This window comes from Arthrobacter sp. B0316-1-20 (genome assembly GCF_059091865.1).
Window position 1 is genome coordinate 62,698 of sequence record NZ_JBNHHC010000005.1, and the last position, 23,566, is coordinate 86,263.

Below are 23,566 nucleotides of genomic sequence, written 5' to 3' on the forward strand. Positions count from 1 at the left end.
GCCAGGAGGACCCATGTCGCCGCACTCCGCCCTGCCCGCCGTTGATGCCCGCGGGCTGATGGAAGCCTTCGCCGGCTGGGGCGGTGCCGCCACAGTCGTCACGGTGAACGGCGGAGACGGTGTGCCCTGCGGAGTCGGGGCCAGCGCTGCCGGCCCGGTGTCACAGGATCCGCCGCTGATCCAAGTCACTCTGTGGCGCAGCCCCGGAGTGCGGCGCGTGCTGGGCAATTCCGCTTTCGCGGTCAACGTGCTCTCGCATAATCAGGCGGACAGCGCGCGCCGCATAGCCTCCCGGGCGACGTCCGGCCTGGAGTGGCGGGACGACGGCGGTGTCCCCATTTTGAGCGGCAATGCCGCCACGATCGTGTGCGCACCGTGGAACGTGTACGACGGCGGTGACCACGTTCTCCTCGTGGGTGAAGTTTTGAGATACGACTTCGGCACTGCCCGGCCGCTGGTGCTGGGGGAGGGCCTGCGGCCCGGCGCGGACGACGACGGACAACAACCGGAGCCGGTGCTGTGGTCGTGGGGCGCGTCCGGGGTGTGATTCTCCTGCTGTCTAGGGCGTGTAGGCGATCTGGCACGGTCATGGCAGGTTGAAGCTACTCGTGCCATCCAACAACGGTGGGCCGGCTCCAAGAGCCGGCCCACCGCCGTCGTTATTTGGGGGGTGAGAGGGGTTACAGCTGCGTGCCGGTGGGGCCGCTGTCCTTCACTTCGCCGCGCCAGGCGCCGGTTTCGGTGCCGCGGGTTTCAATGAACTCCTTGAACTTCTTCATGTCCGACTTCACCTGCTTGTCGTCGAGGTTCAGGGCTGCGCCCGCCTTCTCGGCAAAGGTTTCCGGGTCCCATTCGAAGCGAACGGACACCTTGGTGCTGTCGGCGCCAAGCTGGGTGAACGTGACAACGCCGGCGTGCGACGTGCCGTCGGTGCTGCGCCAGGCGATCCGCTGGTCCGGCTGCTGCTCGACGATCTCGGTATCGAACTCGCGCTCCACGCCACCGACCTTGGTCTTCCAATGGTTGGTGGTGTCGGTCAGCTGGGTCACCGACTCCACTCCGGACATGAAGTTCGGAAAGGACTCGAACTGCGTCCACTGGTCGTACGCGGTACGAACCGGAACGGCTACATCAATGGTTTCTTCCACGGTCTGCATATAGTGCCTCCTTTGGAATCGGGCCGGTCCCGCCATTGCGGGTTCACAACGGCCTCATGAACCCCACGGTACACAAAAGACAGCTTGCTGACTAATTCCGGCGCGGTGCGTAGGGTGGCTGGTGGGGGCAAATCCAGAACCGACCGACAGGAGTGGATAATGCGCGCTGTAGTGTTCGAGGAATTCAAGACCTTCCCCACGATCAAGGATGTGGAGCGGCCGAAACCGCGGGCCGGAGAGGTGCTGCTGAAGGTTGCCGGCGCCGGCGCCTGCCATTCCGACGTGGCCATTTACAACGACTTCGAAGCCGGCGGACCGGGCGCCGTGCCGCCGCCGTTCACGCTGGGGCACGAGAGTTCCGGCTGGGTGGAGGAGCTCGGCGAAGGTGTTGAGGGCTTCAACGTCGGCGACGCCTATCTGGTCTACGGGCCGATCGGCTGCGGGCATTGCAAGGCCTGTTCGCGCGGCCAGGACACGTACTGCGAGAACGCGGCCAAGATGCCGTACCTAGGGGTCGGTCTGGGGCGCGACGGCGGGATGGCTGAGTATGTGAGCGTGCCGGCGAGGAACCTGGTTCCCTTGGGCGACGCCGACCCGGTGGCGGCGGCACCGCTGGCCGACGCCGCGCTGACCCCGTACCACGCGATCAAGCAGGCGCTGCCGCATCTGGCCGGCGGCGGCAAGTATGCGCTGGTGATCGGGCTCGGCGGCCTGGGGCAGATCGCCGTCCAGATCCTGAAGGCGCTCACCGGCGCCACGGTGATTGCCACGGACATGAAGGAAGACGCGATGCGCAAGGCCGAAGAGGCCGGCGCGGTGACCGTGCCCGGCGGCGAGGGCCAGGCGGAGAAAATCCGGGAGATCACCGGCGGCCGCGGCGTGGATGCCGCCTTCGACTTTGTGGGCGTCGGCCCGACCGTCAAGACAGCGGCCGCATCGATGGCCCGGCTGTCCCGGCTGACCATCGTGGGGATCGCCGGCGGCACCCTCGAATGGAGCTTCTTCACCAACCCGTACGAGTCGGTCATCACCAACACCTACTGGGGCACCATCGAGGACCTGCACGAAGTGGTGGACATGTACAGGGCCGGCCAGATTGTGCCGGAGGTCCACCGCTTCAGCATGGACGACGCCTTGGAGGCCTACCGGAAGCTGCAGGCCGGCGAGATCTCCGGCCGGGCCGTGGTGGTCCCGCACGGCGGCTAGCCAACGTCATGGCCCGACAGCCGTGGGCCAGGCTGCGACGGCCGGCCCACGCCGTCTTCGGCGGGCGCTCCCGGGTACGCACAGCGCCGGCGGGTCACCATGTGCCCCTGCCCTGGTCGCCAGCACATTCATTGGCTGGCGGCGCTGTCCGGACTCGCCGCGCGGTTTTCAACATCGAAAGTGACACGTAGGGAAAATGGTTTACCTTTGCCAGTTCATCGAGCTGCTCGGATGTTTGGCGAGCAACATTCGACCAAGCCCATAAGCGGTCAGGGAAAGCGTCGATGATCACTGTTTATGCCGCCGGTTCAGCCGGTGAGTTCGACCCTTATATAGGTGACACCATTCCCCGACAAATGACCTGTTAATCTGAACCTATATGGATCCCGTTGGTCACTTGCTTGCCATGACTGGCGGATTCATGACCAGATTGTCCAAGTATTGGGCTGCCGTTGTAGCCCTTCGAACATTCGAAGCAGCATGCACTGTACGTGAAGCCGCTCGAAGGTTTCATGAAGGAAGCATTGACGTCGCTTCGCGGTTATCGCGACATAGGTCACCAAAATCTTGATTGCAACTGTGCTGCGCCTCATGTTGTATGTTCATTCCATTTTCATAAGACAGTGCTTTTGAAAAGAAAAAGATGCCATAGGATGAAGCTGATTAGTCAAGCAAATTAGACGAAAGAGCAATGCCCCCCATGAGCGACCACACGCCCAACACCTTCACGCCGACTCCCTCACCATCGGCGGAAAACCCGTACCCGTACCCGGGCTCGTACTCGAACCAGTACAAGCCCGAGCCCAAGTACAACCTGTTCGCGCTCATCTCGTTCATCAGCGCGTTCTTCCTGTCGGTGCTGGCGATCGTCATGGGCCACATCGCACTGTCGCAGATCAAGAAGACCGGCGAAAGGGGCAGGGGCCTCGCATTGGCGGGGCTGATCCTCGGCTATCTGGGTACGCTGGCGGGCTTGGCTTTTACTGTGGTGATGATTGTGGTGGCGCTGGCGGCGCCGACTTCTTCGGAGTTTGATGTTTTTGACAGCAAAGCGCCTAGTGGCATCCCCCAGACGGCACAGGCACCGACCGTGACCAATGACCTACCCACCTCGACGGAGGGGGGCACCGTCTCGGCGCACTTCTGCGAGGTACTGGCCAGCATGAATGCGTCGGAGCAGACGCCCGAGGAGGTGCTGAGCTCGTACAAGCGCCTTGGAGAGGTCGTCAGCCCTAACCAGCAGGTCTACGCCGATTTCTACACCTTTGTGGCCAATTCGCAGGAGGCCACGCCCGATCCGGACGAGCTCCAGACGATCATGGATAAGGTTCAGGTCGCTTCGGTTTCAGATTCCCATGCGTGTGCGGCGCTAAGCGGCGGAAAGTAGGCACAACACGTCACCCTGGTCGAGGGCCGCTCGGGCAAGGCCTAACCAGCGCGCGGCACTGCCCCGCGGCGGAATCACCGGGGCGCCCGCGGCGTTGAGCCGGATGTGAAACGTCTAGGTTTTCTCTCGTTCGGCCACTGGAGTCCGGTTGTCGGCTCGCCCGTTCCCACCGCGGCGGAGGGCCTGCTGCAAAGCATCGACCTGGCCGTGGCCGCCGAAGAAGCCGGCGTGGATGGCGCCTACTTCCGCGTGCACCACTTTGCCCGGCAGCAGTCCTCTCCCTTTCCGCTGCTGGCCGCCATCGCCGCGCGGACCAGCCGGATCGAGATCGGCACCGGTGTGATCGACATGCGTTATGAAAACCCCCTGTATATGGCCGAAGAGGCCGCGGCCACTGACCTGATCAGCGGAGGCCGCCTGCAGCTGGGCATCAGCCGGGGGTCGCCCGAGCCGGCGCTGAACGGGGCTGCGGCCTTCGGGTACCGGCCCGCCGAGGGCGAGACCGACGCGGACATGGCCCGCCGCCACACCACCGTGTTCCGCCGCGCCATCACCGGCGCGGGAATGGTTCCGGCGGACCCGAACCACATGCAGGGCGGACAGGCCGGCATGCTCCCCGTGGAGCCGGTCTCTCCCGGGCTACCCGAGCGGATCTGGTGGGGCGCCGGATCCCGGGCCACCGCCGTGTGGGCCGCCGAACAGGGGATGAACCTGATGAGCTCCACGCTGTTGATTGAAGACACCGGCGTGCCGTTCGACCAGCTCCAAGCCGAACAGATCCACCTGTTCCGCGAAGCCTGGCAGAAGGCCGGCCACAGCCATGCGCCGCGGGTGTCGGTCAGCCGCAGCGTGATGCCTCTTGTCGATGACGAAGACCGGCGTTACTTTGGGCTGCGCGGCCAGGCGGACCAGCATGACCAGGTGGGCATGCTGGACGGCACCCGCTCCCGGTTCGGCAAGAGCTACATCGGCGAGCCGGATAAGATTGCCGCGACCCTGGCTGCGGACCAGGCGGTGCAAGCCGCGGATACGGTGCTGCTGACCGTGCCGAACTACCTGGGCGTGGAATACAACGCCAAGCTGCTGGGCAACATCGTGCAACATGTGGCGCCGGCCGCCGGCTGGCGCTAGGGCACGGCTACTGCAGCACGTCGTTCAGGTCGTAGGAGACCGGCTCGTCCAGCTGCTCGTAGGTGCACGATTCCGGATCGCGGTCCGGCCGCCAGCGGACAAACTGCGCTGTGTGCCGGAAACGCTCGCCCTCCATGTGGTCGTACTTGACCTCCAGCACCCGCTCCGGCCGCAGGGGAACGAACGAGAGGTCCTTTCCGCCGCTCCACCGGCTGCCTTCGGACGTGAGCGGTGTGCGCTGGCCGGCCTCGTGCTGCTCTCGGTTCCACGGATGGTCGCCTGAATCGGCGATCAGCGGCTGCAGTTCCTCGAACAGCTCCTCGCGGCGTTTCATGCTGAACGCCCCGGCCACGCCCACGTGAACCAGCGTCCCGCCGTCGTTGTAGATACCCAGCAGCAGCGACCCCACCCGGCCCGGGCCGCTCTTGTGCACTCGGTAGCCGGCCACCACGCAATCGGCCGTGCGCTCGTGCTTGATTTTGAACATGGTCCGCTTGTCCGGCTGGTAGGTCCCGTCCAGCGGCTTGGCCACCACACCGTCCAGCCCGGCACCCTCGAATTCGTGGAACCACTTCTCGGCCACGGCCGGATCATCCGTAGTCCGGGTCAGATGGATGGGATTGACGACGGCGGAGAGCGCCTTCTCCAGCGCGGCCCGCCTTTCCTCGAAGGGGCGAGAGGTCAGGTCTTCGTCGCCGAGGGCCAGCAGGTCGAACGCCACGAACCGGGCCGGTGTCTGCACCGAGAGCAGCTTGACCCGGCTGGCCGCCGGGTGGATGCGCTGCTGCAGCACTTCGAAGTCCAGCCGGTCGCCGCCTTCGCCCACCATGATGATCTCCCCGTCCACCACGCAGCGCTCCGGCAACTGCTCGCGGAAAGCCTCCACCAGTTCGGGGAAGTAGCGGGTCATCGGCTTCTCGTTCCGGCTGCCAATCTCCACGGTGTCGCCGTCACGGAAGATGATCGAGCGGAAGCCGTCCCACTTCGGCTCGTACTTCATTCCACTGGCGGGGATTTTGGCCACCCCTTTGGCCAGCATGGGCGGTACGGGCGGCATCAGCGGCAGGTCCATGCGCCCATTCTGGGTGCTGGCCCAGCCAGTGTCCATGCCCTCGCGGGCAAGGGAAGCGGCTAAGGGGTCGGAGGAATCCCGGTTGGCATTGCGGGAGCTGTGCCTGCACAGCCCGTCTGGAGGCGTCAGACCCGGCGGTAGATGTCCGCCACTGGACAGTGAAACGGGTCAGAAGCGGCTATTCCAACGGCACCCAGATAGCGGACTATGGCCGCATACGATGCCAGCAGGCTGGTCTCCGTGTACGGAATGGAATGTTCGCGGCAGTATTCGCGAACCATCGGCGCCGCCTTGCTCAAGCAAGGGCGGGGCATGTCAGGGAACAGGTGGTGCTCGGTCTGGCGGTTCAGGCCGCCCATCAGCAGATCCATGATCCAACCGCCGCGGATATTGCGCGAGGCTGTCACCTGGCGGGTGACGAAGTCAGGCCGGCTGGACTTGGAATAGATCGGCATGCCCTTGTGGTTCGGCGCAAACGACGCGCCCATGTAGAAGCCGAAAACCGCCATCTGAACGCCAATGAACGCGAATGCCTGCCCTAACGGGAGCAACCAGAAGACAACCGCGAGCAGCACCGCGGCGCGGGCAGTGAGAATGCTCAGCTCCAGCCAGCGGTGCTCCACCTTGTCCTGCCGGATCAGGTACTTGAAGGAATCCACATAGAGGGCGAAGCCCAGGAACGGCAGCAGCGGGAACAACAGGTATCCCTGGAGCCGCGTGACGCGGGCCATGGCCCCGCGGCGCCCGGCTGCAGCATCCGGATGGAACGCGATGGACCCGGTCTTGATGTCCGGATCCTTATCCACGGTGTTAGGGAAGCCATGATGCCGGGTGTGCTTGCGCATCCACATGGCGTAGCTGATGCCCACGAGGCTGGTGCCGACTAGCCGGGCCGCCCAATCATTGACCCGCTTGGACTTGAACACCTGATGATGTGCAGCCTCGTGGGACAGGAACGCAAACTGGGTGAACAGCGCCCCTATCGCAGACGCAATCAGCAGTTGGTACCAGCTGTTGCCGAGCAGGGAGAATCCAGTCCAGGCCGCGGCAAGCAGGGCCAGCAGGACCGCGAAGAGGGTGATGTAGTACCAGCGGCGGCGTTTCTGCAGTCCGGATTGTCTGATCTTTTCCGCTAAGGCCAGATAGCCGGCGGCGATGTTGTTCGGAGCCTTAGGGGCAGGAGCTGTGGGGGTCTGTGCCGGGAAAATGGGTGCGAATGTCTTGGGCTGGGGGTCCATGTGGGATACCTCGAAACCAACCGGCGGCGGTACAACAGAAATACCGCACGAGCACCGGTCTCTGGCTGAAATCTACTCCTGTTGGACCAGCCTGTCACCAGATACGGAGATAGTGACTGGCGATGGTGGTGCCCGCAAGCGGTTGCTCCCCAGTGGAAGCGGCTGCTTCAGCGGACGAGCGCGCTAAATAGTGGACGGGATGTCGGGAGAAGCGCCCCGCTCAGCGGCGGGCCCGCGGGCGAGGTGCGCTGGGCAGATACTGCATTGAATCAAGCGAGGAACTGACTAGCGTCCGGTACCGGCCGCCGGGAGGGGCAGCGGGATCATTTGGGGGAGCGTACGCGGCATGTAGGTCCTTGCTGATGGCCTGGGCCGCGGCTTGGAGCAGCCGCACGAACCCGGTGACAGGCGCGTCGTCGTTCGGCACCACCACACTGACTGCGGCGACCACGACCTCGTTGACCCCGCGAATAGGCACAGCGATTCCGCGCGCCTCAGGATGGATATACCCGCTCCCGCAGGCGTAGCCGTCGCGGCGGATTTGCTGCAGCAAGCCGCGCAGGTTATCCGGTACCTGAACAGTCTGCTCGGTGTAACGGAACAAGTCGTCGGCCAAGACTTCGTCTTGGAAACTGGTGTCGGCGTGGGCAAGCAACACCAAGCCGCTACTGGAGGCATGCAACGGCAGACGGCCGCCCACCAGGGTCACGTTCACCACCGCATCGCGTGCGGACAGTCGCTCCAGGAAAAGCACTTCGTAGCCTTCCAAAATTCCAAGCTGGGTATGTTGGCGCACGCGGGATTGGACTTCCTGCAGGTACGGTTTGGCGATCTCGCGCAGACCCAGCGCACCCGGTGTCCGGCAAGCAATTTCCCACAGGCGCACGCCCAAGCGGTATGTTTTGTCCGGCTGGCGTTCCAGCAGGCCGAACTGTTCCATCTCGGTGACCAACCGGTGGGTGGTCGCCAGTGCCAGCCCGCTCCGAGCAGATAACTGCGACACGGTGAGGAACACGGCGTCCACGTCGAACGCGGCAAGGATCTGCATGATCCGGCTCAAAGCAGAACGTCCGGCTGACGACTTCGCCACTTCTTTTTCCTTTCATCGGAAACCACCCTGTTGAGCAATTGTGGCACGGCTCATAGTTCTGAGAGCCGGCAGAGGTGCCGGGAACGACGGATGCGGGGCTACCAGGCTCGGCGCGGGAAGGATGAAGATGCTTCGACGGAGAAACATCACCACAGCGGCCACCTTCGCGGTATTGACTACGGCGGCGCTCGCCTTGAGTGCGTGCGGCGGCAACGCGGCGGCAGGTTCGGAGGCCAGCGGCGGAGAGGGCGGCCCCGTTCAGGTGGGCTACTTCCCGCTGGTGCACACCTCCACCGCAGTGAACGCAGATGAGGCCGGGATCTTCGCGGAGAATGGGCTCAATGCTGAGCTCGTGGCCACCCAGGGTGGTGCCGCCGCTATTCCAGCGCTGATCTCCGGAAGCGTTGACTTTACCTACAGCAACTACACGTCGGCGCTGTTGGCCGTGGAGAAGGGGTTGCCCATCCGCTTGGTCTCCGGCAACGACGTGGGCAGTGCCGATCATGGCATTTTCGTCACCGCCGAGTCGGGCATTGAAAAGGTCGCGGATCTCAAAGGCAAGACATTCGCCGTCAACAACCTGCAGAACATCGGAACCGTGGCGATCAAGGCGCTGATGGAAGACGCGGGCTTGGCTGCCGACGACGTCAAGCTGGTGGAGATGCCCTACCCGGACATGCAAGCAGCCCTTGAACGGGGTGCGGTGGATGCCATCTGGCAGGTGGAGCCCTTCCAGTCCAGCGCCACTGAAGCGGGACTGGTCAAGATCGGTGACTTGTTCAGCGGGCCGGTGGCGGACATGCCAGTAGCCGGCTGGGTGACCACGGAGGCCTTCGCCAAGGAAAACCCGGAGGCAGTCGCGGCCTTCAAGAAGTCCATCGCGACATCGGCCGAAGAGCTGCAGGGCAATCGGGAGCGTCTAGTCGAGCTAGTGCCGACCTTCACCAAGGTGGCAGCCGACGTGGTCGAGGCCGCGGAAATGCCCAGGTTCCAGGGCGGGCTGGATGTGAAGCAATTGCAGAAAACCGCCGACTTGATGCTCAAGTACAAGATCACCGGTAGCGAGCTGGACGTCCAGTCGCTCGTCGCCGAGTAGGAGGATCCCATGACAGCTGAAATGCTCGCCTCGAACGCTCGCGTGCTGGACGTTGATCCGTTCAGTGACGACTTTCTCACCAATCCATATGACGCGCACGAGCAGATGCGCGAAGCCGGGCCAGTATTCTGGCTGGAGCGTTACGGGGTCTATGGCGTGGCCCGGCACGATGAGGTTGCAAGGGTCTTGACCGATCATGAAACCTTCGTCTCTTCACGCGGCGTGGGCTTATCCGACTTCGCTAAGGAAAAGCCGTGGCGGGCGCCGAGCCTGTTGCTGGAGGCAGACCCGCCGCAGCACACGAAGGCGCGGCAGGTGGTCACCAAGATCCTGACCGTGAAGCTGCTGCGCTCGCTGAAGGAGGGTTTCCAAGCACAGGCGGATGAATTGGTGGCCCGGGTGGCAGCGCGAGGCGGTGTCGTCGACGGCGTCCACGACCTTGCCGAGCCTTTTCCGCTTGCAGTGTTCCCGGATTTCATCGGCCTGTCGAAGGACGGTCGTGAGAACCTGCTGCCTTACGGCTCGATGGTTTTCAACACCTTCGGTCCGCGAAACGGCCACTTCGAGCGCGCTCTCGAGCGTGGAGCCGCAGCGCAAGGCTGGATCATGGAACAGTGCCGGCCGGGTTCTCCGGCGCCGGACGGGCTGGGCGCCCAGATCCATGCTGCCGCCGCCGAGGCCGGGTTCAACGAGGAGGACCAAGCCAAGCTGCTCCGCTCCTTCCTCTCCGCGGGAGTGGATACCACGGTGCACGGCATCGGCAACGCTCTGCAGTGTCTGGCGGAGAACCCGGAGCAGTTCGCAGCCTTGCGGGATGATCCGTCGTTGGCCCGGGCTGCCTTCGAAGAAACCGTGCGCTATACCTCGCCTGTGCAGACCTTTTTCCGGACCACCAACAAGGACACCGAACTCTCCGGCGTCACGCTGCCTGAAGGATCCAAGGTTCTGATGTTCCTAGCCGCTGCAAACCGCGATCCGCGCCAGTGGGAGAGCCCGGCCGCGTTCGATATCCGGCGGAAGGCTGCGGGCCACGTAGGCTTCGGCTTCGGCATCCATGCTTGCCTGGGCCAGATGCTCGCTCGCCTGGAAGGCGAGTGTTTCCTGACGGCTTTGGCCCGGCACGTTTCGCGGCTCGAGCTGGCCGGACAGCCGAAACAGCAGCTGAACAACACCTTGCGCGGCCTGGACAGCCTCCCGCTGCACCTGACCGCCGCCTGAGCACTATCGAGGAGCGATCTATGCCTAAAGTAACCTTCATCCAGCCCGACGGCATGCAAAACGTGCTAGACACCGAGGCCGGAATTAGCTTGATGCGCGCGGCCGTTTCCCACGGACTCCCCGGAATCGTTGCCGAATGCGGTGGAACGGCCATGTGCGCTACCTGCCACGTCTATGTGGAAGACGGCTACCTGGACGGGCTCCCGGAGATCAGCGACGTGGAGGACGAGATGCTGGACTGCACTGCCTCCGAACGCTGCGCCAACAGCCGGCTTTCCTGCCAGCTACCCGTGGTGTCCGACCTCGCGGTCCGGCTTCCGGACGCCCAGGTCTGACCATGCCGGTGGATGCAGGCACGCTGATCATCGGCGCTTGCCAGACAGGGGTGCAGCTAGCAGCCAGCCTGCGCGAGCTGGGCGACACTGCACCTATCACTCTGGTGGGGGAGGAGCACCATGCCCCCTACCAGCGGCCGCCGCTCTCCAAAGAACTGCACCACGGAGCAGTTGACGTCGCTGCCCTGTCCTTCCGTACGGCGGACTGGTACCAGCGCCAAAACATCTCCCTGATCACCGGCGAGCGGATTGTCCAGCTCGAACGGAACACCGACGGCGGTGTCGCGACTTCCGCGGGCAGGCGAATCTTCCGCTTCTCCCGGCTCGCCTTGGCCACCGGGGCCGCGGTGCGGCGACTGCCGCTGGAGGGCGCGGAGCTAGACGGCGTGCACTACCTGCGCGACGCCGCAGATGCCGGGCGGCTTGCCGCGGATCTAGCAACCGCCCGGGACGTGGTAGTGGTCGGCGGCGGCTTCATCGGGTTGGAAGTCGCTGCAGGTGCCCGCGCCGCCGGAAAGCGCGTCACGATCCTGGAGGCTGCACCGCGGCTGGTCGGCCGCGCCGTGGCAGAGGCGACCAGCGAGTACTTCCGTGCTGCGCACCAGCGCCGCGGCACCAACGTGGTGCTGGACGCGCAGATCACGCGGTTGGCCGGGACTGGCAGCAAGGTTGCCGGTGTCGAACTGGCCGATGGCACCCAGGTGAGCGCCGACGTCGTGCTTATTGGCGTTGGGGTGGTTCCGCGCACAGAACTGGCCGAGCAGCTGGGCCTGTCAGTGGGGAACGGGATCGAGGTGGATGAGTACGGCTTGTGTTCGGACGGACTTACCGTGGCCGCGGGAGACTGTGCCAGCCTGCCCAATCCGTATGCCCGCGGCGCCGGCGGCCGGGTGCGGATGGAATCCGTACCGCACGCCATGGGACACGCGAAAACGGCTGCGGCCACACTTCTGGGCCGCAGCGAACCGTACCGGATCCTGCCGTGGTTCTGGTCGGACCAAGCGGACATAAAGCTGCAGATCGCCGGCCTCTCCGCCGCTTTCGACCAGACGGTGCTGCGCGGTGACCCTGATGCTGACAAGTTCTCGCTGCTGTACTACCGGGAGGGCAGAATCATCGCAGCCGACTGCGTCAACTCTGCAGCCGACTTCATGGCAGTACGGAATGCCTTGGCCCACGGGCAGGACATTCCCGCTGCGGCGGCCGCGGATCCGGGTGCACGCTTGAAGCAGTTGGTCGTCGAGCCCGTCATCGCTTGAGGTCCCGAGCCGGACTTCTCCGGCCCGGTGTCCACGGCCCACCCGCCCCGGACGAAGAATCAGCAGGCGGCCTTCCCATACGTGGAAAGGCCGCCTGCTGAATAGTTGATGTGGAACGGGATTAGTCGCCGATGTAGAAGAGGCGCTTGTTGACGAATTCGTCCATGCCCAGCGGGCCGAGTTCGCGGCCGAAGCCGGAGCGCTTCACGCCGCCGAAGGGCAGGTCCGCGGCTTCACCGACGCCGTTGACGTTGGCCATGCCCACGTTCAGCTGCTGGGCAATCTTACGGGCCCGCTCCTCATCGGTGGAGAACACGGCACCGCCGAGACCGTAGTCGGTGTCATTCGCGAGTTCCAGGGCCTCTTCGTCGCTGGAGACCTTGTAGACCACTGCTACCGGTCCAAAGAGCTCTTCACGGTAGGCGCGCATTTCTGGGGTGACGCCGGTGAGTACGGCCGGGGCGAAATAGGCGGCGGGGCCGTCATGCAGGGTGCCGCCGGCGTGCAGGGTGGCGCCCTTGTTCACCGCGTCCTTGAGCTGCTCGTGCAGTCCTTCGGCGGCGGCCCGGGAGGAGAGCGGAGCGTAGGTGCCCTCGGCCTCTTCTGCCGGGTCACCGGGCTTGAGGTCCTTGGCCAGGTTGGTCAGCTCGGCCACGAAATCGTCGTAGATGTCCTCCATGACGATCATGCGCTTGTTGGAATTGCAGGCCTGGCCGGTGTTCTCGATCCGGGTGGCCCAGGCCTCGGCGGCCGTGGCCTTCACGTCTTCGGTATCCAGCACCACGTAGGGGTCGGAGCCGCCCAGCTCCAGCACGGCCTTCTTCAGGTTCTTGCCGGCCAGTTCACCGATGATCGCGCCGGCCCGCTCGGAGCCGGTCAGCGAGACGCCTTGGATACGCGGGTCGGCGATGATGTCCGCGATCTGTTCGTGGCTGGCGAAGAGGTTGATGTACACGCCCTCGGGGACGCCGGCGTCGTCCATAATCTGCTGGATGGCCAGCGCCGAGCGCGGGCACGTCTCGGCGTGCTTGAGGATGATGGTGTTGCCCAGCACCAGGTTCGGCGCGGCGAAACGGGCCACCTGGTAGTACGGGTAGTTCCACGGCATGATGCCCAGCAGCGGTCCGACCGGCAGCTTCTGGATCATGGCGCGGCCGCCGCCGATGGGTTTGATCTCCCGGTCAGCGGCCAGTTCCGGTCCCTCGGTGGCGAAGTAGTTGAAGATTTCCGTGCAGAACTCCGCCTCCCCCTTGGATTCGGAGAGCGGTTTGCCCATCTCTTCGGTGATAATCGCGGCCAGCTCGTCGGCCCGTTCGGTGAACAGGTCGGCCAGACGGGACACCACCTTGGCGCGGTCCGCGATCGGCACCTCTTTCCAGGATGCGTAGGCAGCCTGCGACTTGGCGAGGGCGTCCTTGACCTCGGCGTCTGTGGCAGTGGGGAACTCCTCGATCACCTCGCCGGTGGACGGGTTTTGGACCCGGTAGCCCGGCTGGGTGGATGAAGCGGCGTGGGAAGTGGTGGTCACAGCCCTGGTCTCCTTCAGATAATGACGTATCAGCGGGGCGGCCGCACGGCCGTCTCCAGTTTCCATCTTGTACCGTCCGGCCGGTTATGTGAAGCGGGTTACGCTGACGGCATGAGGGGAAAATGCCGGCCCCGGCGGAGCGTAGGAAGGCAGCACGGCCGAGAGGTGCGGAATGAAGCGCTCCGGCTCCATTATCACCAATCGGCTGGCGAACGAAGTGTTCGCTTTCCTGGCCGAGGTGGTGAACGAAACCACCGAATCCGGTAACTGCTCCTCACATCACACAACAGCACCAACGCAGGGCGCCTACGAGGTTCAACAGGTGAAAAGTTTCATGTCAAGGCCGGAGGGGGATGACGCGGCTGATTCCGGTCAGGGTTCATTCTCCAGTGCCTTCGTTCTCGCCCTCAGCATCACCCAAATCGCTGCACTCATAACAAGAAAGGAAACGGCAAGCGGAACCGCAACCACCGTCACGTAGAAACCGCCCAACAGTGCGGAAATGACGGCTTGCAGGCTGAGAATTGCGGCTGCTATCGCAGAAGCGATCATGACCCGCTTCCACTTTCCGGCATCGCGGCTGCTGAGCTGGGAAGCCCTGAAATTTCGGCTTGCCTCAGGCTCAAACAACTGCGCTAAAGACAGGCCCATGAGGCATGGAAAGAACGGAAATGCCGGATTTCGAAGAAAGTCGGGAGTGCTGATGGCTGCAACGATGACCGTGGCGGTCATGAACACAATAACGAAAACATACTTCCCCCGCCGGTGGGTCAGCCTCAACGTGCCGCTGCCACGGCCGCTCCGACCGAACAGAACGAGCAACCCCCACACCGCGACGAGGACGGCATACGCGGATGCGAGAAGGCGCAACCAGGAATCGAACGGCCCTATCCAAAAAAGGACAACGGACAGGACCCCCAGGACTATGACGAAAAGCCCATCAGCAATCCGGAGGCCCGTTTCGACCTTCGCGGACATCATGCGCTTATTGCACCCGGGGTCTATGCCGGTGTCAATCGATGGGGCGGCTGAGCGAATAGTCTTCTGGTCGAACATCGGCTGAGATGTCTCATACGAGCGGGATGCCAACCTGATCCCCCAAGCCGTTACCTTCGCCTTCGACGAGCAGGAATACGACCGAGTACTGCTGCAGACGTGGGAGTGGTTTGCCCGGAGGGCTTAGACTCGCGGCGTCATTCCAGCGGCAGGGGCGTTAGCTCGGGGAACATGGCATCAATGTCAGGCTCCTCCCATCGTTTGCCCGCCGGTTCGTCGACGTCGAAGACGCCAGGGTGGTCTGGGTAGTCGTCCCAGATCTCCCTGCCGGTAAGGTCCGTGTAGGTGTCGGAGGCGACGTAGGAGAGCAGTTCCGCCTGCGCGACCTCTTCCTGAGCGGTCAGGCGCCCGTCGGCCAGCGCAGAAGGGTCATCCCGGACCGCCTCGAAGTAGTCCCGGCCCTGGGCGACGACCCAGCTGCGGAAGTCCGTAAAGCAGTCATCGCCGCAGAGTGTCAGCAGCACGAAGGCCGCGCCCCACAGCTCCCAGGAATAGAGCTCCTGGTTGTGGCGGACGAACTCAGCATCGAACGCGGCGACTTCTGCGGCGGGAAGCTCCGACAGGCATTCTTTCAGCCCGTCGGCGTGCCTCTGGGTGCTTCCGTCAGAGGCCGCGTGCGTCCTTTCGATGATGTCCCAGAAGCCGCCGTCCTCGATGGTGGCGACGCCGCCGCAGGGTGCCGGCGCCGCCACCTCCTCACCGGATCCGCAGCCGGCAATCAGGATCCCGGCCGCCAGCAGCGGCACCGTCCAGGTCTTCGCCCTCATCCCGCTGTGCGTCTTCTCAGCGGCAGGCCCTGAATCGTCTTCGGTGTCACAGCCGCATGAGCTTTGTGGGTCATGCCCGCATGATTTCACGTCGCAGCGCCGATTCCTTGCAACACCGTCCTCTTAGTCTGCCGTGCTGCCAGGCGTCCGACCGCATTGTGACTGCCAGGCCACCCCGACTGGTGCTTTCCCGCCCGGGCTGCTTGATCCCTAGCGTTCGCGGAGCAGTTTCTCCATGTCCCGCCGGTCCTTCTTGGTGGGCCGGCCGGCGCCGCGGTCGCGCTGCGGGATGCCTAGAGCCGGAGCCACCGGGCGCGGCGGCGTGTGGTCGGTAAAGCAATGCGAGGCCGCCTCGGCGCCCACGCGCTTGGCGATCAGCCGGCGCACCTCCAGGATCCGCTCGTAGCCGGGCTGCCGCACCCGAAGGGTGTCCCCCGGCACCACGGACTGGGAGGCCTTGACCGGATTCCCGTTCAACCGGACATGTCCCGCACGGCAGGCAGCGGTGGCCGCGGATCGGGTCTTGTAGGCGCGGATCGCCCACAGCCACGCATCAACGCGCACCGAACTGGGGGTATTGGCTGAAGTGTTCATGCCCCTCCGAGTCTAGCGCCGACCCTCCGCCAGCCCCTGCAGGACAGGTCACCGTCCTTTCGCCGTCAAAGGTGATTTTTCCTTTCACCACGTGTTCACAGCCAGTTGGCCAGCAGGTTCGCAACCGCTGTGAAGCTCGCTGCAAGGGGGGAACCGCACGAACACCACCTACGAAGGGCCTCATTCCCATGGCATCTCGCTTGATCCGAACATTGACTTGCTCCGTCGCGGCCGTCGCCGTCGGAGCTACCCTCGCCGCCATTCCGGCGAGCGCACAGGACACCGGACAGAACACAGCGCAGGACAAGAAGACCGGGCAGGAAGCCCCGCTGCTGATCGGCCACCGCGGTGCCGCCGGGACGGCGCCGGAGAACACGGTGGCTGCGTTCAAGGACGGCCGGGCTTCCGGTGCCGACTTCTTTGAAATCGATGTGCAGCTCAGCGCCGACGGCGTACCGTTCCTGTTCCACGACGACACTCCCGCCCGGACCACCAACGTGGAGGAGGTCTTCCCGGAGCGTGCCGGTGACCCGATCACGTCCTTCACCTGGGATGAATTGCAGCAGCTCGACGCCGGATCCTACTTCGGTGCCGAGTTTGCCGGCGAACGCATCCCGCATCTGGACGACGCCGCGAAGGTCGCCACGGTGAACACGGGCGTGTACATCGAGATCAAGTCGCCGAAGAACTCCCCGGGCATCGAACAGCTTGTCGCCGACGAGCTGCGCACCGACGCCAAGTGGAAGAAGCTCGTCGCGGCGGACAAGATCCAGGTCCTCAGCTTCGATGAAACCTCCAACCGCACCTTCGCCGAGATCGCCCCGGAGATCGCGCTGCAGCAGCTCGCCAGCACCGTGCCGGGCCCGGCTGTGCTGGAATCCTGGGCCAGCTTCGCCGATTCGGTCGGCACCAACTACCGCACGCTGACGGCGCAGAACGTGGCCGACACCAAGGCCGCCGGTCTGGTCATCGGCGTCTACACCGCCAACTCGCCCGCAGCCGTCCAGCATTCCATCAATCTGGGCGTCGACGCCGTCACCGGTGACTTCCCGATCCAGACCGCCCGCTACCTGGACGGGCGGAAGCCCTTCCCGGCGGGCGCCGGCGTGGAAATCGCCGGCGCGGTCAATGATCCGGTCGGCAACGATGTGCAGCAGGAGACCGGCGAGCACGTGGTGCTGCGCAACGCCGCCGGGCACACCCTCGACGTCAGCGGCTACATCATCCGCGACGCCGCCAATAACGTGCTGGAAATCGGCGACGGCTACATCCTTGCGCCGGGCGCCGAACTGCGCGTCTACACCGGTCCCGGCACCAACAGCGCGCACGCCTACTACAACGGTGGCAGCGCCTCCGTGCTGAACAACGGCGGCGACTCGGTGGCCCTGTGGAGCCCGCAGGGGCAGCTGCAGGACATTTTCGCCAACTAAGAGGGAACCTCCTTTCACCAACGACGTCGGTGCTTGGGACCAGCTTCAGCGCTGCCCTAAGTGCCGACGTCGTTTATATGGCGTGCAATGTGTCGGCTTCTGCTGCACCTGTCGTCCGCCAGCCCACAGCGTGTGCGGAACTCCCGTCGATGCGTGAATTTTTGCAGCAAACATCAAACGTCTAATGTTTAGGGATGACATTGGACCGGACCCATGCAGAGCCGCCCGCAACCGTGAAGGACGAGGACCGCGACGTCCCGACGGTGGAGTTTGCAGACGCCTTGGTGCCGGAAATGCAGCTGCCGGAGCCGGCACCAACGCCGGGGTTGGGCCGGGAGCCAACTCCGGAGCCGGTCACCGCCGGCCGCCGCCGCTGGCTGGCCGCGGCGGCAGTGGCCGCCGTCGTCCTCATCGGGCTGAACCTGCGGGCGGGCATTGCCAGCGCGGCGGCGCTGTTCCACGATCTGCAGCAGCTGTTGGGCTACGGGCCGCTGGTCGCTGCGCTGCTGCCCACGGTCCCGGTGCTGTGCTTCGCGCTGGCCGGGGCCGCGACCGCCTGGTTGAGCAGCCGAATGGGGCTGGAGCGGGCCATCGCGCTGGCACTGGCGCTGTTGGCCGCGGGACTGGGGCTGCGCGGCGTCGAGTCCGTCGGCTTCCTGCTCGCGGGCACGGTGGTGTCCATGTCCGGGCTGGCGGTCTGCAACGTCGCGATGCCGACGTTCATCCGCAAGTACTTCGCGCACCGGCCGTCAACGATGACCGGTGCCTACACCATTTCCATGTCCGTCGGAGCAACCATCGCCGCAGCGGTCAGCGTACCGCTGGCCATGCAGCTGGAATCGCCGTCGCTCGGCCTCGCCGCCTGGTCGCTGCTCGCCGTCGTCGGGCTGGCGGTCTTCCTGCCGATGACGCTGGCCCGGCGCCAGCCGGCTCCTGGGACCCGCGGCCACCTGTCGCCGTGGCCGCTGCTGCGCACGCGCAAGGGTTTGCTGCTGACGGGGCTGTTCACCATTCAGGCGCTGCTGGTCTATACCGTGATGGGGTGGTTCCCGTACATCCTGATCTCGCGCGGAATGGCTCCAGCGGCGGCTGGACAAACCCTGGCGCTGGTGCAGGTGGTTTCCATTCCCGCCGTCGTCCTGCTGCTGGCGATGGCAGCCCGGCCGGGACTGCTGCGGCCGGCCTTCATGCTCACCTGCGCGGCGTCCCTGGCCGGCTATCTCGCTCTGCTGGTACTGCCCGCCGAATTGTCCGTGGTCCCGGCTGTCCTGATCGGCCTGGGCTTCGGTGTCTTCCCGCTGCTGATGCTGGTGATCAGCCGCACCGGTTCCGACGCCGCCGAGACCACCGCACTCTCCACGCTGGCCCAATCGGTGGGCTACTTGTTCGCAGCGCTGGGACCGTTCGGACTGGGCCTGCTGCATGACGCGCTGGCCGACTGGACCGTCCCGCTGGTGCTGCTGGTGGCCGGCGCGGTGCTGCAGCTGCTGCTGGCGCACGGCGTGAGTTCCCTGGTGCGGGAGCGACGGAAATGACTGCAGCTCCGGGGCAAGGCCCCTTGCACCGGCCGCCGCTGGCGGAAGAAGTCACCGCCCGGCTGCGCGAGTCCATCGTGGCGGGACGGTGGCCGCTGGGCGGGCGGATCCCGCCGGAGCCGGAGCTGATGGCCAGTCTGGGCGTCTCCCGCGGCACGCTGCGGGAAGCGGTCAAGGCGCTGGCCCACGCCGGGATGCTGGAGGTCCGCCGCGGCGACGGAACCTACGTGCGCGCCACCAGCGAGATCAGCGGCACCGCCCGCCGTGCCTACCGCGAGTACGACGACGAGGACGTGCTGCAGGTGCGCTTCGCGCTGGACACCCAGGCCGCGCGGCTGGCTGCTCAGACGATGCAAGAGGCGGTGGACGACGGCGCCGTCGCGGCGCTGCGCGACATGCTTGCCCGTCGCCGGCAGGCCTGGGCCGAGCAGGATCTGGAGGGTTGGATCGCCGCTGACTGGGACTTCCATCAAGCGGTAGCTGCAGCGTCCGGCAATCCGCTGCTGCACGAGCTGTATTCCAGTTTTGGCGATGTGTTCCACGGGGCAAAGATGGCCCAGCGTTTGCGCGACGGCTTCGACGGCTGCCTGCGCGCCGGCCATGAGGATCTCGCGGACGCCATCGCGGCGGGCGATGCGGATGCCGCGGCGCAGACGGTGGTAGCCAACCTGCAGTACTGCTTGAAATGGATGCCGCAGCGCCAGCCATAGGTCCGCAGCGGCAGGCGCTCTGGACGCCGCGAGCACAACGGCGCCCGGCTCGCGCAGAGCGCTTGGGGGAGCCCACAAGCGGCCACTGGTGGGCCTTGTGGCACGATCCCACGCGGCCGGGGTACCTTGAATCACGAACCCCGGAACGTACGGGATGAGGGAACGAGGAAAGCTGGCAATGTCGACTTCGACGAAACCGTCCGGAAGCACGCGCAAGTCGTGGCTGAAGATCACCGCGGCAGTGGTCGGCGCCGTCGTCGTGCTGTTGCTGTTGGTGTTGCTGGCCAAGTGGCTGCGCACCATGCCGGGAGTGCAGGACTTCCTGGCCGCCTACCCCGGCCGCTCCGAGCTTCCCGAGTCGGCCCCGGTGGGGCTGCCGGCTTGGCTGGGCTGGCAGCATTTCCTCAACTTCTTCTTCCTGGTGCTGATCATCCGCACCGGGCTGCAGGTGCGCACCGAGACGCGCTCACCGGCCTACTGGACCCGCAACAACCAGGGCCTTGTCAAGACCAAGAACAAGCCGACCAAGATCACGCTGAACCTCTGGTTCCACCTGACGCTGGATGCCTTGTGGGTGCTCAACGGGATCGTGTTCATGGTGCTGATCTTCGCCACCGGGCACTGGATGCGGATTGTGCCCACCAGCTGGGACGTTTTCCCGAACGCGCTCTCCGCGGCCCTGCAGTACGCCTCGCTGGACTGGCCGCTGGAAAACGGCTGGGTGAATTACAACGCGCTGCAGCTGTTGACCTATTTCGCCACCGTCTTCATCGCGGCGCCGCTGGCGATCATTTCCGGCCTGCGCACCTCGGCCGCCTGGCCCAAGAAGGCCGCGGTGAACAAGTACTTTCCGATCGAGGCGGCCCGGGCCATCCACTTCCCGGTGATGGTGTACTTCGTGGCATTCATCGTGGTGCACGTGACGCTGGTGCTGGCGACCGGTGCCTTGCGCAACCTCAACCACATGTATGCGGCATCGGACGATGGCGGCTGGGCCGGCTTCTGGATCTTCGCCGCCTCGCTGGCGGTCACGGTTGCGGCATGGCTCCTGGCCCGGCCGATCTTCCTGCGGCCGATCGCCTCGCTGACCGGTAAGGTCACCTCCCGCTGACGCATGGCCACCTCGGGCTAACCGGCAAGGCCGCCTCCCGCTAACCGCGACACGCTGGCAGCTGCCGGTGCGGCAGGCGCCGCGCTCACGCACGGCTACACTGCCCACGTGATCACTGTTGCGGCCGTTGCCGCCTGCTGTCTCCTTGCCCTGCTGGCCGTCTTCCAGATCCTGCTGGCCGCCGGCCTGCCGCTGGGCCGGTTCGCCTGGGGAGGCAGCCACCGTGTCCTGCCGGCCAAGTTCCGCATCGGCAGCGCAGTTTCCGTGGTCCTGTATGGCTTCTTCGGGCTCATCATTTTGGACCGGGCGCAGCTTCTGGACGCGCTGCCGCACACCGTGTCGCTGGTCTTATGCTGGGTCCTGACGGCCTACCTGTTCCTCGGCGTCCTGATGAATGCCATCTCGCGCAGCAAGCACGAGCGGTGGACCATGACGCCCGTGGCCTTGGTGCTGGGCGCGCTCAGCCTGGCGGTTGCCCTGGGCTGAGGACGCTCTCCCGCACGTACAGCGGAGAGAAAAATCGGGGCTTGCCCCGCGCGCACGGCGGGCTCACGATTGGTTCACTACGGCCGATCAGGAGGCAGCCATGCAGGTCCGTTTCCGCCGAGCGCTGATTGCCCTTGCGGCGATTGTGGCCGTCCCGGCGGCCCTGGCCGGCGGCGTGGTCTTCTGGCTGCGCTTCAGCCCTCGGCCGCTGGCGGTGCTGCTTCGGGTGTTGGCCGAGTGGGACGGCCGGCGCATGGCCCGCGCCATGGCCCGCCATGTGCCGGACGGCGTCAGCGAAATCCTGAACCAGCAGTACCTCAGCAACCATGGCCACACCTACCTGGACGTGTTCTTCCCTGACGAGGCAGCACGGGATGCGCTGCGCCTGCCGACGATCGTTTGGATCCACGGCGGAGCGTGGATTTCCGGGACCAAGGACTACATCGCCAATTACCTGCGGATTTTGGCCTCCTACGGTTTTACCACTGTTGGTGTGGACTATTCGCTGGCGCACAAGCGCCGCTATCCGGCGCCCGTGCGACAGAGCGCTGCAGCCTTGCGCTACCTGGAACACAATGCCGAGCGGCTGCACATCGATACCGAGCGGATAGTGCTCGCCGGGGACTCGGCCGGCGCACAGATCGCGGCGCAGCTGGCGCTAGTCGTCTCCGATCCGGAGTATGCCAAAAAGCTCGGCATCGCCTCCCCTACGGCGCCCGCCAGGCTGCGCGCGGTGCTGTTGCACTGCGGCGGCTACGATCTGTCGCTAACCGGGGCGGACCAAGCCGGGAACCAGAACTATTTGCGCACCGTGCTGTGGTCCTACACCGGGGCCAAGGATTACTTGGAGCGGCCGTACACCGCCTTGGCCTCGGTTGCCCGGCATGTGAGCGACAAGTTCCCGCCGGCTTTCGTCTCGGCGGGCAATACCGACCCGCTGCTGCCGCACTCGCTGGCGTTGGTCAAGGAGCTGAAGAAGAACGGTACGGAGGTCGAGGAGTTCTTCCCGCAGACGGCTGCCGGGCTGGGGCACCAATTCCAGTTCAACCTGGACCTGGAGGCGGCGTGGCGGGCGCTGGAGCGCAGTGTGCACTTCCTCCGCCAGCACACCGGCTGACTGTCCGGACGCGGCGCGCACCCTCCCAGCTAAGCGGCGGCGAACTCCTCGGTGTCCACGTCGGCTTGGGTGGCGGCGTTGTAGCGCGGGCCGTGGACAGTGTCCTGGTTGATCAGCGACTCCAGCCGCTGCAGCACGTCTGCATCCAGTGCCACCTCCTCGGCGCGCAGGTTTTCGTCCAAGTGGGCGATACTCCTGGTGCCCGGCAGCGCAATCACGTGCTTGCCGCGGGACAGCACCCAGGCGAGGGCCAGCTGGGCAGGTGAGCAGCCGGCGTCGTCCGCGATGGCACGGAATCCATCCAGCAGCGCCAGGTTCTGTGGGTAGTTTTCGGCGGAGAAGCGCGGCATACCGTGGCGGATGTCGTTCGCTGGCAGCGCCGACGGATCATCCAGTGTGCCGGTGAGGAAACCGCGCGCCAGCGGGCTAAAGGCGACGAAGGCCGTGCCGAGTTCCGCACAGGCTGCCAGCGTTCCCAGTTCCGGATTGCGCGTCCAGAGCGAGTATTCGGTCTGCAGGGCCGCAATCGGGTGCACCGCATGCGCCCGGCGCAGGGTTGTCGCGGAGACCTCGGACAGGCCAATCGCCCCGATCTTGCCGGCGGTGACCAGCTCGGCCAGCGCGCCGACCGACTCCTCGACGGCGATGGTCTTGTCCCAGCGGTGCAGGTAGTAGAGGTCAATGTGGTCCGTGCGCAGCCGTTGCAGTGCCGCGTCGCAGGTTGCCCTGAGCGTCTCCGGGCGCCCGTCGATGACCCGCCGGCCGGCCACGCTTGTCATGCCGCACTTGCTGGCCAGGAAGTACTCCTCCCGCCGGGAGCCCAACACCTCGCCGATCAGTTCCTCGTTCGCGGCGGCCCCGTACAGCGCAGCGGTATCGAAGTGCCTCACGCCCGCGTCCAGTGCATGCAGCAGAAGTTTCGCCGCGTCCTCGCGGGCCGGCGGGATCCCGTACGCGTGGCTCAGGTTCATGCAGCCCAGCCCAATGCTGCCGACGTCAAGCGTTCCGATCGTGCGCGTAGTCATGCTTTCACGTTACAGCGG

At 65.3% G+C, this 23,566-nt stretch carries 23 protein-coding genes; 14 read left to right on the plus strand and 9 right to left on the minus strand.

Annotated features, from left to right (window positions below):
• Nucleotides 1-13: 13 nt before the first annotated feature.
• Nucleotides 14-547 carry a flavin reductase family protein gene (locus AC5RW2_RS09780; protein WP_493951312.1) on the plus strand — a complete coding sequence of 178 codons (534 nt, stop codon included), beginning with the start codon at nucleotides 14-16 and terminating at the stop codon, nucleotides 545-547.
• Nucleotides 548-680: 133 nt separating this feature from the next.
• Here AC5RW2_RS09780 and AC5RW2_RS09785 read toward each other — a convergent pair whose 3' ends face one another.
• Nucleotides 681-1,157: an SRPBCC family protein gene (locus AC5RW2_RS09785; RefSeq protein WP_493951311.1), complete on the minus strand. Its 477-nt coding sequence runs from the start codon at nucleotides 1,155-1,157 to the stop codon at nucleotides 681-683.
• A gap of 159 nt (nucleotides 1,158-1,316) precedes the next feature.
• Here AC5RW2_RS09785 and AC5RW2_RS09790 point away from each other — a divergent pair, with 159 nt between their 5' ends.
• From AC5RW2_RS09790 to AC5RW2_RS09800, 3 genes are all read left to right on the plus strand, one after another.
• Nucleotides 1,317-2,363, plus strand: coding sequence for an NAD(P)-dependent alcohol dehydrogenase (locus AC5RW2_RS09790; RefSeq protein ID WP_493951310.1), 1,047 nt, complete (start codon nucleotides 1,317-1,319; stop codon nucleotides 2,361-2,363).
• Nucleotides 2,364-3,063: 700 nt separating this feature from the next.
• Nucleotides 3,064-3,750 (plus strand): DUF4190 domain-containing protein, encoded by a 687-nt coding sequence (locus AC5RW2_RS09795; RefSeq protein ID WP_493951309.1) that lies wholly within the window; start codon nucleotides 3,064-3,066, stop codon nucleotides 3,748-3,750.
• Nucleotides 3,751-3,855: 105 nt separating this feature from the next.
• Complete coding sequence (locus AC5RW2_RS09800) at nucleotides 3,856-4,881, plus strand: LLM class flavin-dependent oxidoreductase (RefSeq protein WP_493951308.1); 1,026 nt, start codon at nucleotides 3,856-3,858, stop codon at nucleotides 4,879-4,881.
• Nucleotides 4,882-4,888: 7 nt separating this feature from the next.
• Here the strand turns inward: AC5RW2_RS09800 and AC5RW2_RS09805 are convergent, their stop codons facing one another.
• The 3 genes from AC5RW2_RS09805 to AC5RW2_RS09815 all read right to left on the minus strand — a co-directional run bounded on the left by AC5RW2_RS09805 (nucleotide 4,889) and on the right by AC5RW2_RS09815 (nucleotide 8,281).
• Nucleotides 4,889-5,953, minus strand: coding sequence for an ATP-dependent DNA ligase (locus AC5RW2_RS09805; RefSeq protein ID WP_493962554.1), 1,065 nt, complete (start codon nucleotides 5,951-5,953; stop codon nucleotides 4,889-4,891).
• Nucleotides 5,954-6,078: 125 nt separating this feature from the next.
• Nucleotides 6,079-7,191: a fatty acid desaturase family protein gene (locus AC5RW2_RS09810; RefSeq protein ID WP_493951306.1), complete on the minus strand. Its 1,113-nt coding sequence runs from the start codon at nucleotides 7,189-7,191 to the stop codon at nucleotides 6,079-6,081.
• A gap of 220 nt (nucleotides 7,192-7,411) precedes the next feature.
• Nucleotides 7,412-8,281, minus strand: coding sequence for an IclR family transcriptional regulator (locus AC5RW2_RS09815; RefSeq protein ID WP_493951305.1), 870 nt, complete (start codon nucleotides 8,279-8,281; stop codon nucleotides 7,412-7,414).
• A gap of 127 nt (nucleotides 8,282-8,408) precedes the next feature.
• Here AC5RW2_RS09815 and AC5RW2_RS09820 point away from each other — a divergent pair, with 127 nt between their 5' ends.
• Genes AC5RW2_RS09820 through AC5RW2_RS09835 form a run of 4 tightly spaced genes read left to right on the plus strand, consistent with a single transcriptional unit; the run spans nucleotide 8,409 to nucleotide 12,189 of the window.
• Nucleotides 8,409-9,377 (plus strand): ABC transporter substrate-binding protein, encoded by a 969-nt coding sequence (locus AC5RW2_RS09820; protein ID WP_493962553.1) that lies wholly within the window; start codon nucleotides 8,409-8,411, stop codon nucleotides 9,375-9,377.
• 9 nt (nucleotides 9,378-9,386) lie between these two features.
• Nucleotides 9,387-10,595 (plus strand): cytochrome P450, encoded by a 1,209-nt coding sequence (locus AC5RW2_RS09825; protein ID WP_493962552.1) that lies wholly within the window; start codon nucleotides 9,387-9,389, stop codon nucleotides 10,593-10,595.
• Between the two features lie 20 nt (nucleotides 10,596-10,615).
• Complete coding sequence (locus tag AC5RW2_RS09830; RefSeq protein ID WP_493962551.1) at nucleotides 10,616-10,930, plus strand: 2Fe-2S iron-sulfur cluster-binding protein; 315 nt, start codon at nucleotides 10,616-10,618, stop codon at nucleotides 10,928-10,930.
• 2 nt (nucleotides 10,931-10,932) lie between these two features.
• Nucleotides 10,933-12,189 (plus strand): NAD(P)/FAD-dependent oxidoreductase, encoded by a 1,257-nt coding sequence (locus AC5RW2_RS09835; protein ID WP_493962550.1) that lies wholly within the window; start codon nucleotides 10,933-10,935, stop codon nucleotides 12,187-12,189.
• Between the two features lie 121 nt (nucleotides 12,190-12,310).
• Here AC5RW2_RS09835 and AC5RW2_RS09840 read toward each other — a convergent pair whose 3' ends face one another.
• From AC5RW2_RS09840 to AC5RW2_RS09855, 4 genes are all read right to left on the minus strand, one after another.
• Nucleotides 12,311-13,717, minus strand: a complete 1,407-nt coding sequence (locus AC5RW2_RS09840; protein WP_493962549.1) for an NAD-dependent succinate-semialdehyde dehydrogenase — start codon at nucleotides 13,715-13,717, stop codon at nucleotides 12,311-12,313.
• Nucleotides 13,718-14,089: 372 nt separating this feature from the next.
• Nucleotides 14,090-14,773, minus strand: coding sequence for a hypothetical protein (locus AC5RW2_RS09845; protein ID WP_493962548.1), 684 nt, complete (start codon nucleotides 14,771-14,773; stop codon nucleotides 14,090-14,092).
• A 137-nt stretch (nucleotides 14,774-14,910) separates the two neighbouring features.
• Nucleotides 14,911-15,540, minus strand: a complete 630-nt coding sequence (locus tag AC5RW2_RS09850) for a DUF4240 domain-containing protein (protein ID WP_493962547.1) — start codon at nucleotides 15,538-15,540, stop codon at nucleotides 14,911-14,913.
• Between the two features lie 210 nt (nucleotides 15,541-15,750).
• A complete protein-coding gene (locus AC5RW2_RS09855; protein ID WP_493951297.1) occupies nucleotides 15,751-16,134 on the minus strand; it encodes an RNA-binding S4 domain-containing protein in 384 nt (127 codons plus the stop codon).
• A 212-nt stretch (nucleotides 16,135-16,346) separates the two neighbouring features.
• On the opposite strand from AC5RW2_RS09855, the gene AC5RW2_RS09860 reads away from it, so the two are divergent.
• The 6 genes from AC5RW2_RS09860 (at nucleotide 16,347) to AC5RW2_RS09885 (ending at nucleotide 22,523) form a co-directional block, all read left to right on the plus strand.
• Nucleotides 16,347-17,564 carry a glycerophosphodiester phosphodiesterase family protein gene (locus tag AC5RW2_RS09860; RefSeq protein ID WP_493962546.1) on the plus strand — a complete coding sequence of 406 codons (1,218 nt, stop codon included), beginning with the start codon at nucleotides 16,347-16,349 and terminating at the stop codon, nucleotides 17,562-17,564.
• 293 nt (nucleotides 17,565-17,857) lie between these two features.
• Nucleotides 17,858-19,099: an MFS transporter gene (locus AC5RW2_RS09865; protein ID WP_493962800.1), complete on the plus strand. Its 1,242-nt coding sequence runs from the start codon at nucleotides 17,858-17,860 to the stop codon at nucleotides 19,097-19,099.
• Entirely contained in the window at nucleotides 19,096-19,809 is a 714-nt protein-coding gene (locus tag AC5RW2_RS09870; RefSeq protein WP_493962545.1) for a FadR/GntR family transcriptional regulator, read from the plus strand. Before AC5RW2_RS09865 ends, AC5RW2_RS09870 begins: the two co-directional genes overlap by 4 nt.
• A gap of 178 nt (nucleotides 19,810-19,987) precedes the next feature.
• Nucleotides 19,988-20,920: a cytochrome b/b6 domain-containing protein gene (locus AC5RW2_RS09875; RefSeq protein ID WP_493962544.1), complete on the plus strand. Its 933-nt coding sequence runs from the start codon at nucleotides 19,988-19,990 to the stop codon at nucleotides 20,918-20,920.
• A 108-nt stretch (nucleotides 20,921-21,028) separates the two neighbouring features.
• Nucleotides 21,029-21,406 (plus strand): hypothetical protein, encoded by a 378-nt coding sequence (locus tag AC5RW2_RS09880; RefSeq protein WP_493962543.1) that lies wholly within the window; start codon nucleotides 21,029-21,031, stop codon nucleotides 21,404-21,406.
• A 100-nt stretch (nucleotides 21,407-21,506) separates the two neighbouring features.
• Nucleotides 21,507-22,523 (plus strand): alpha/beta hydrolase, encoded by a 1,017-nt coding sequence (locus AC5RW2_RS09885; RefSeq protein WP_493962542.1) that lies wholly within the window; start codon nucleotides 21,507-21,509, stop codon nucleotides 22,521-22,523.
• 29 nt (nucleotides 22,524-22,552) lie between these two features.
• Here AC5RW2_RS09885 and AC5RW2_RS09890 read toward each other — a convergent pair whose 3' ends face one another.
• Nucleotides 22,553-23,548 carry an aldo/keto reductase gene (locus AC5RW2_RS09890; RefSeq protein WP_493962541.1) on the minus strand — a complete coding sequence of 332 codons (996 nt, stop codon included), beginning with the start codon at nucleotides 23,546-23,548 and terminating at the stop codon, nucleotides 22,553-22,555.
• Between the last annotated feature and the right edge of the window lie 18 nt (nucleotides 23,549-23,566).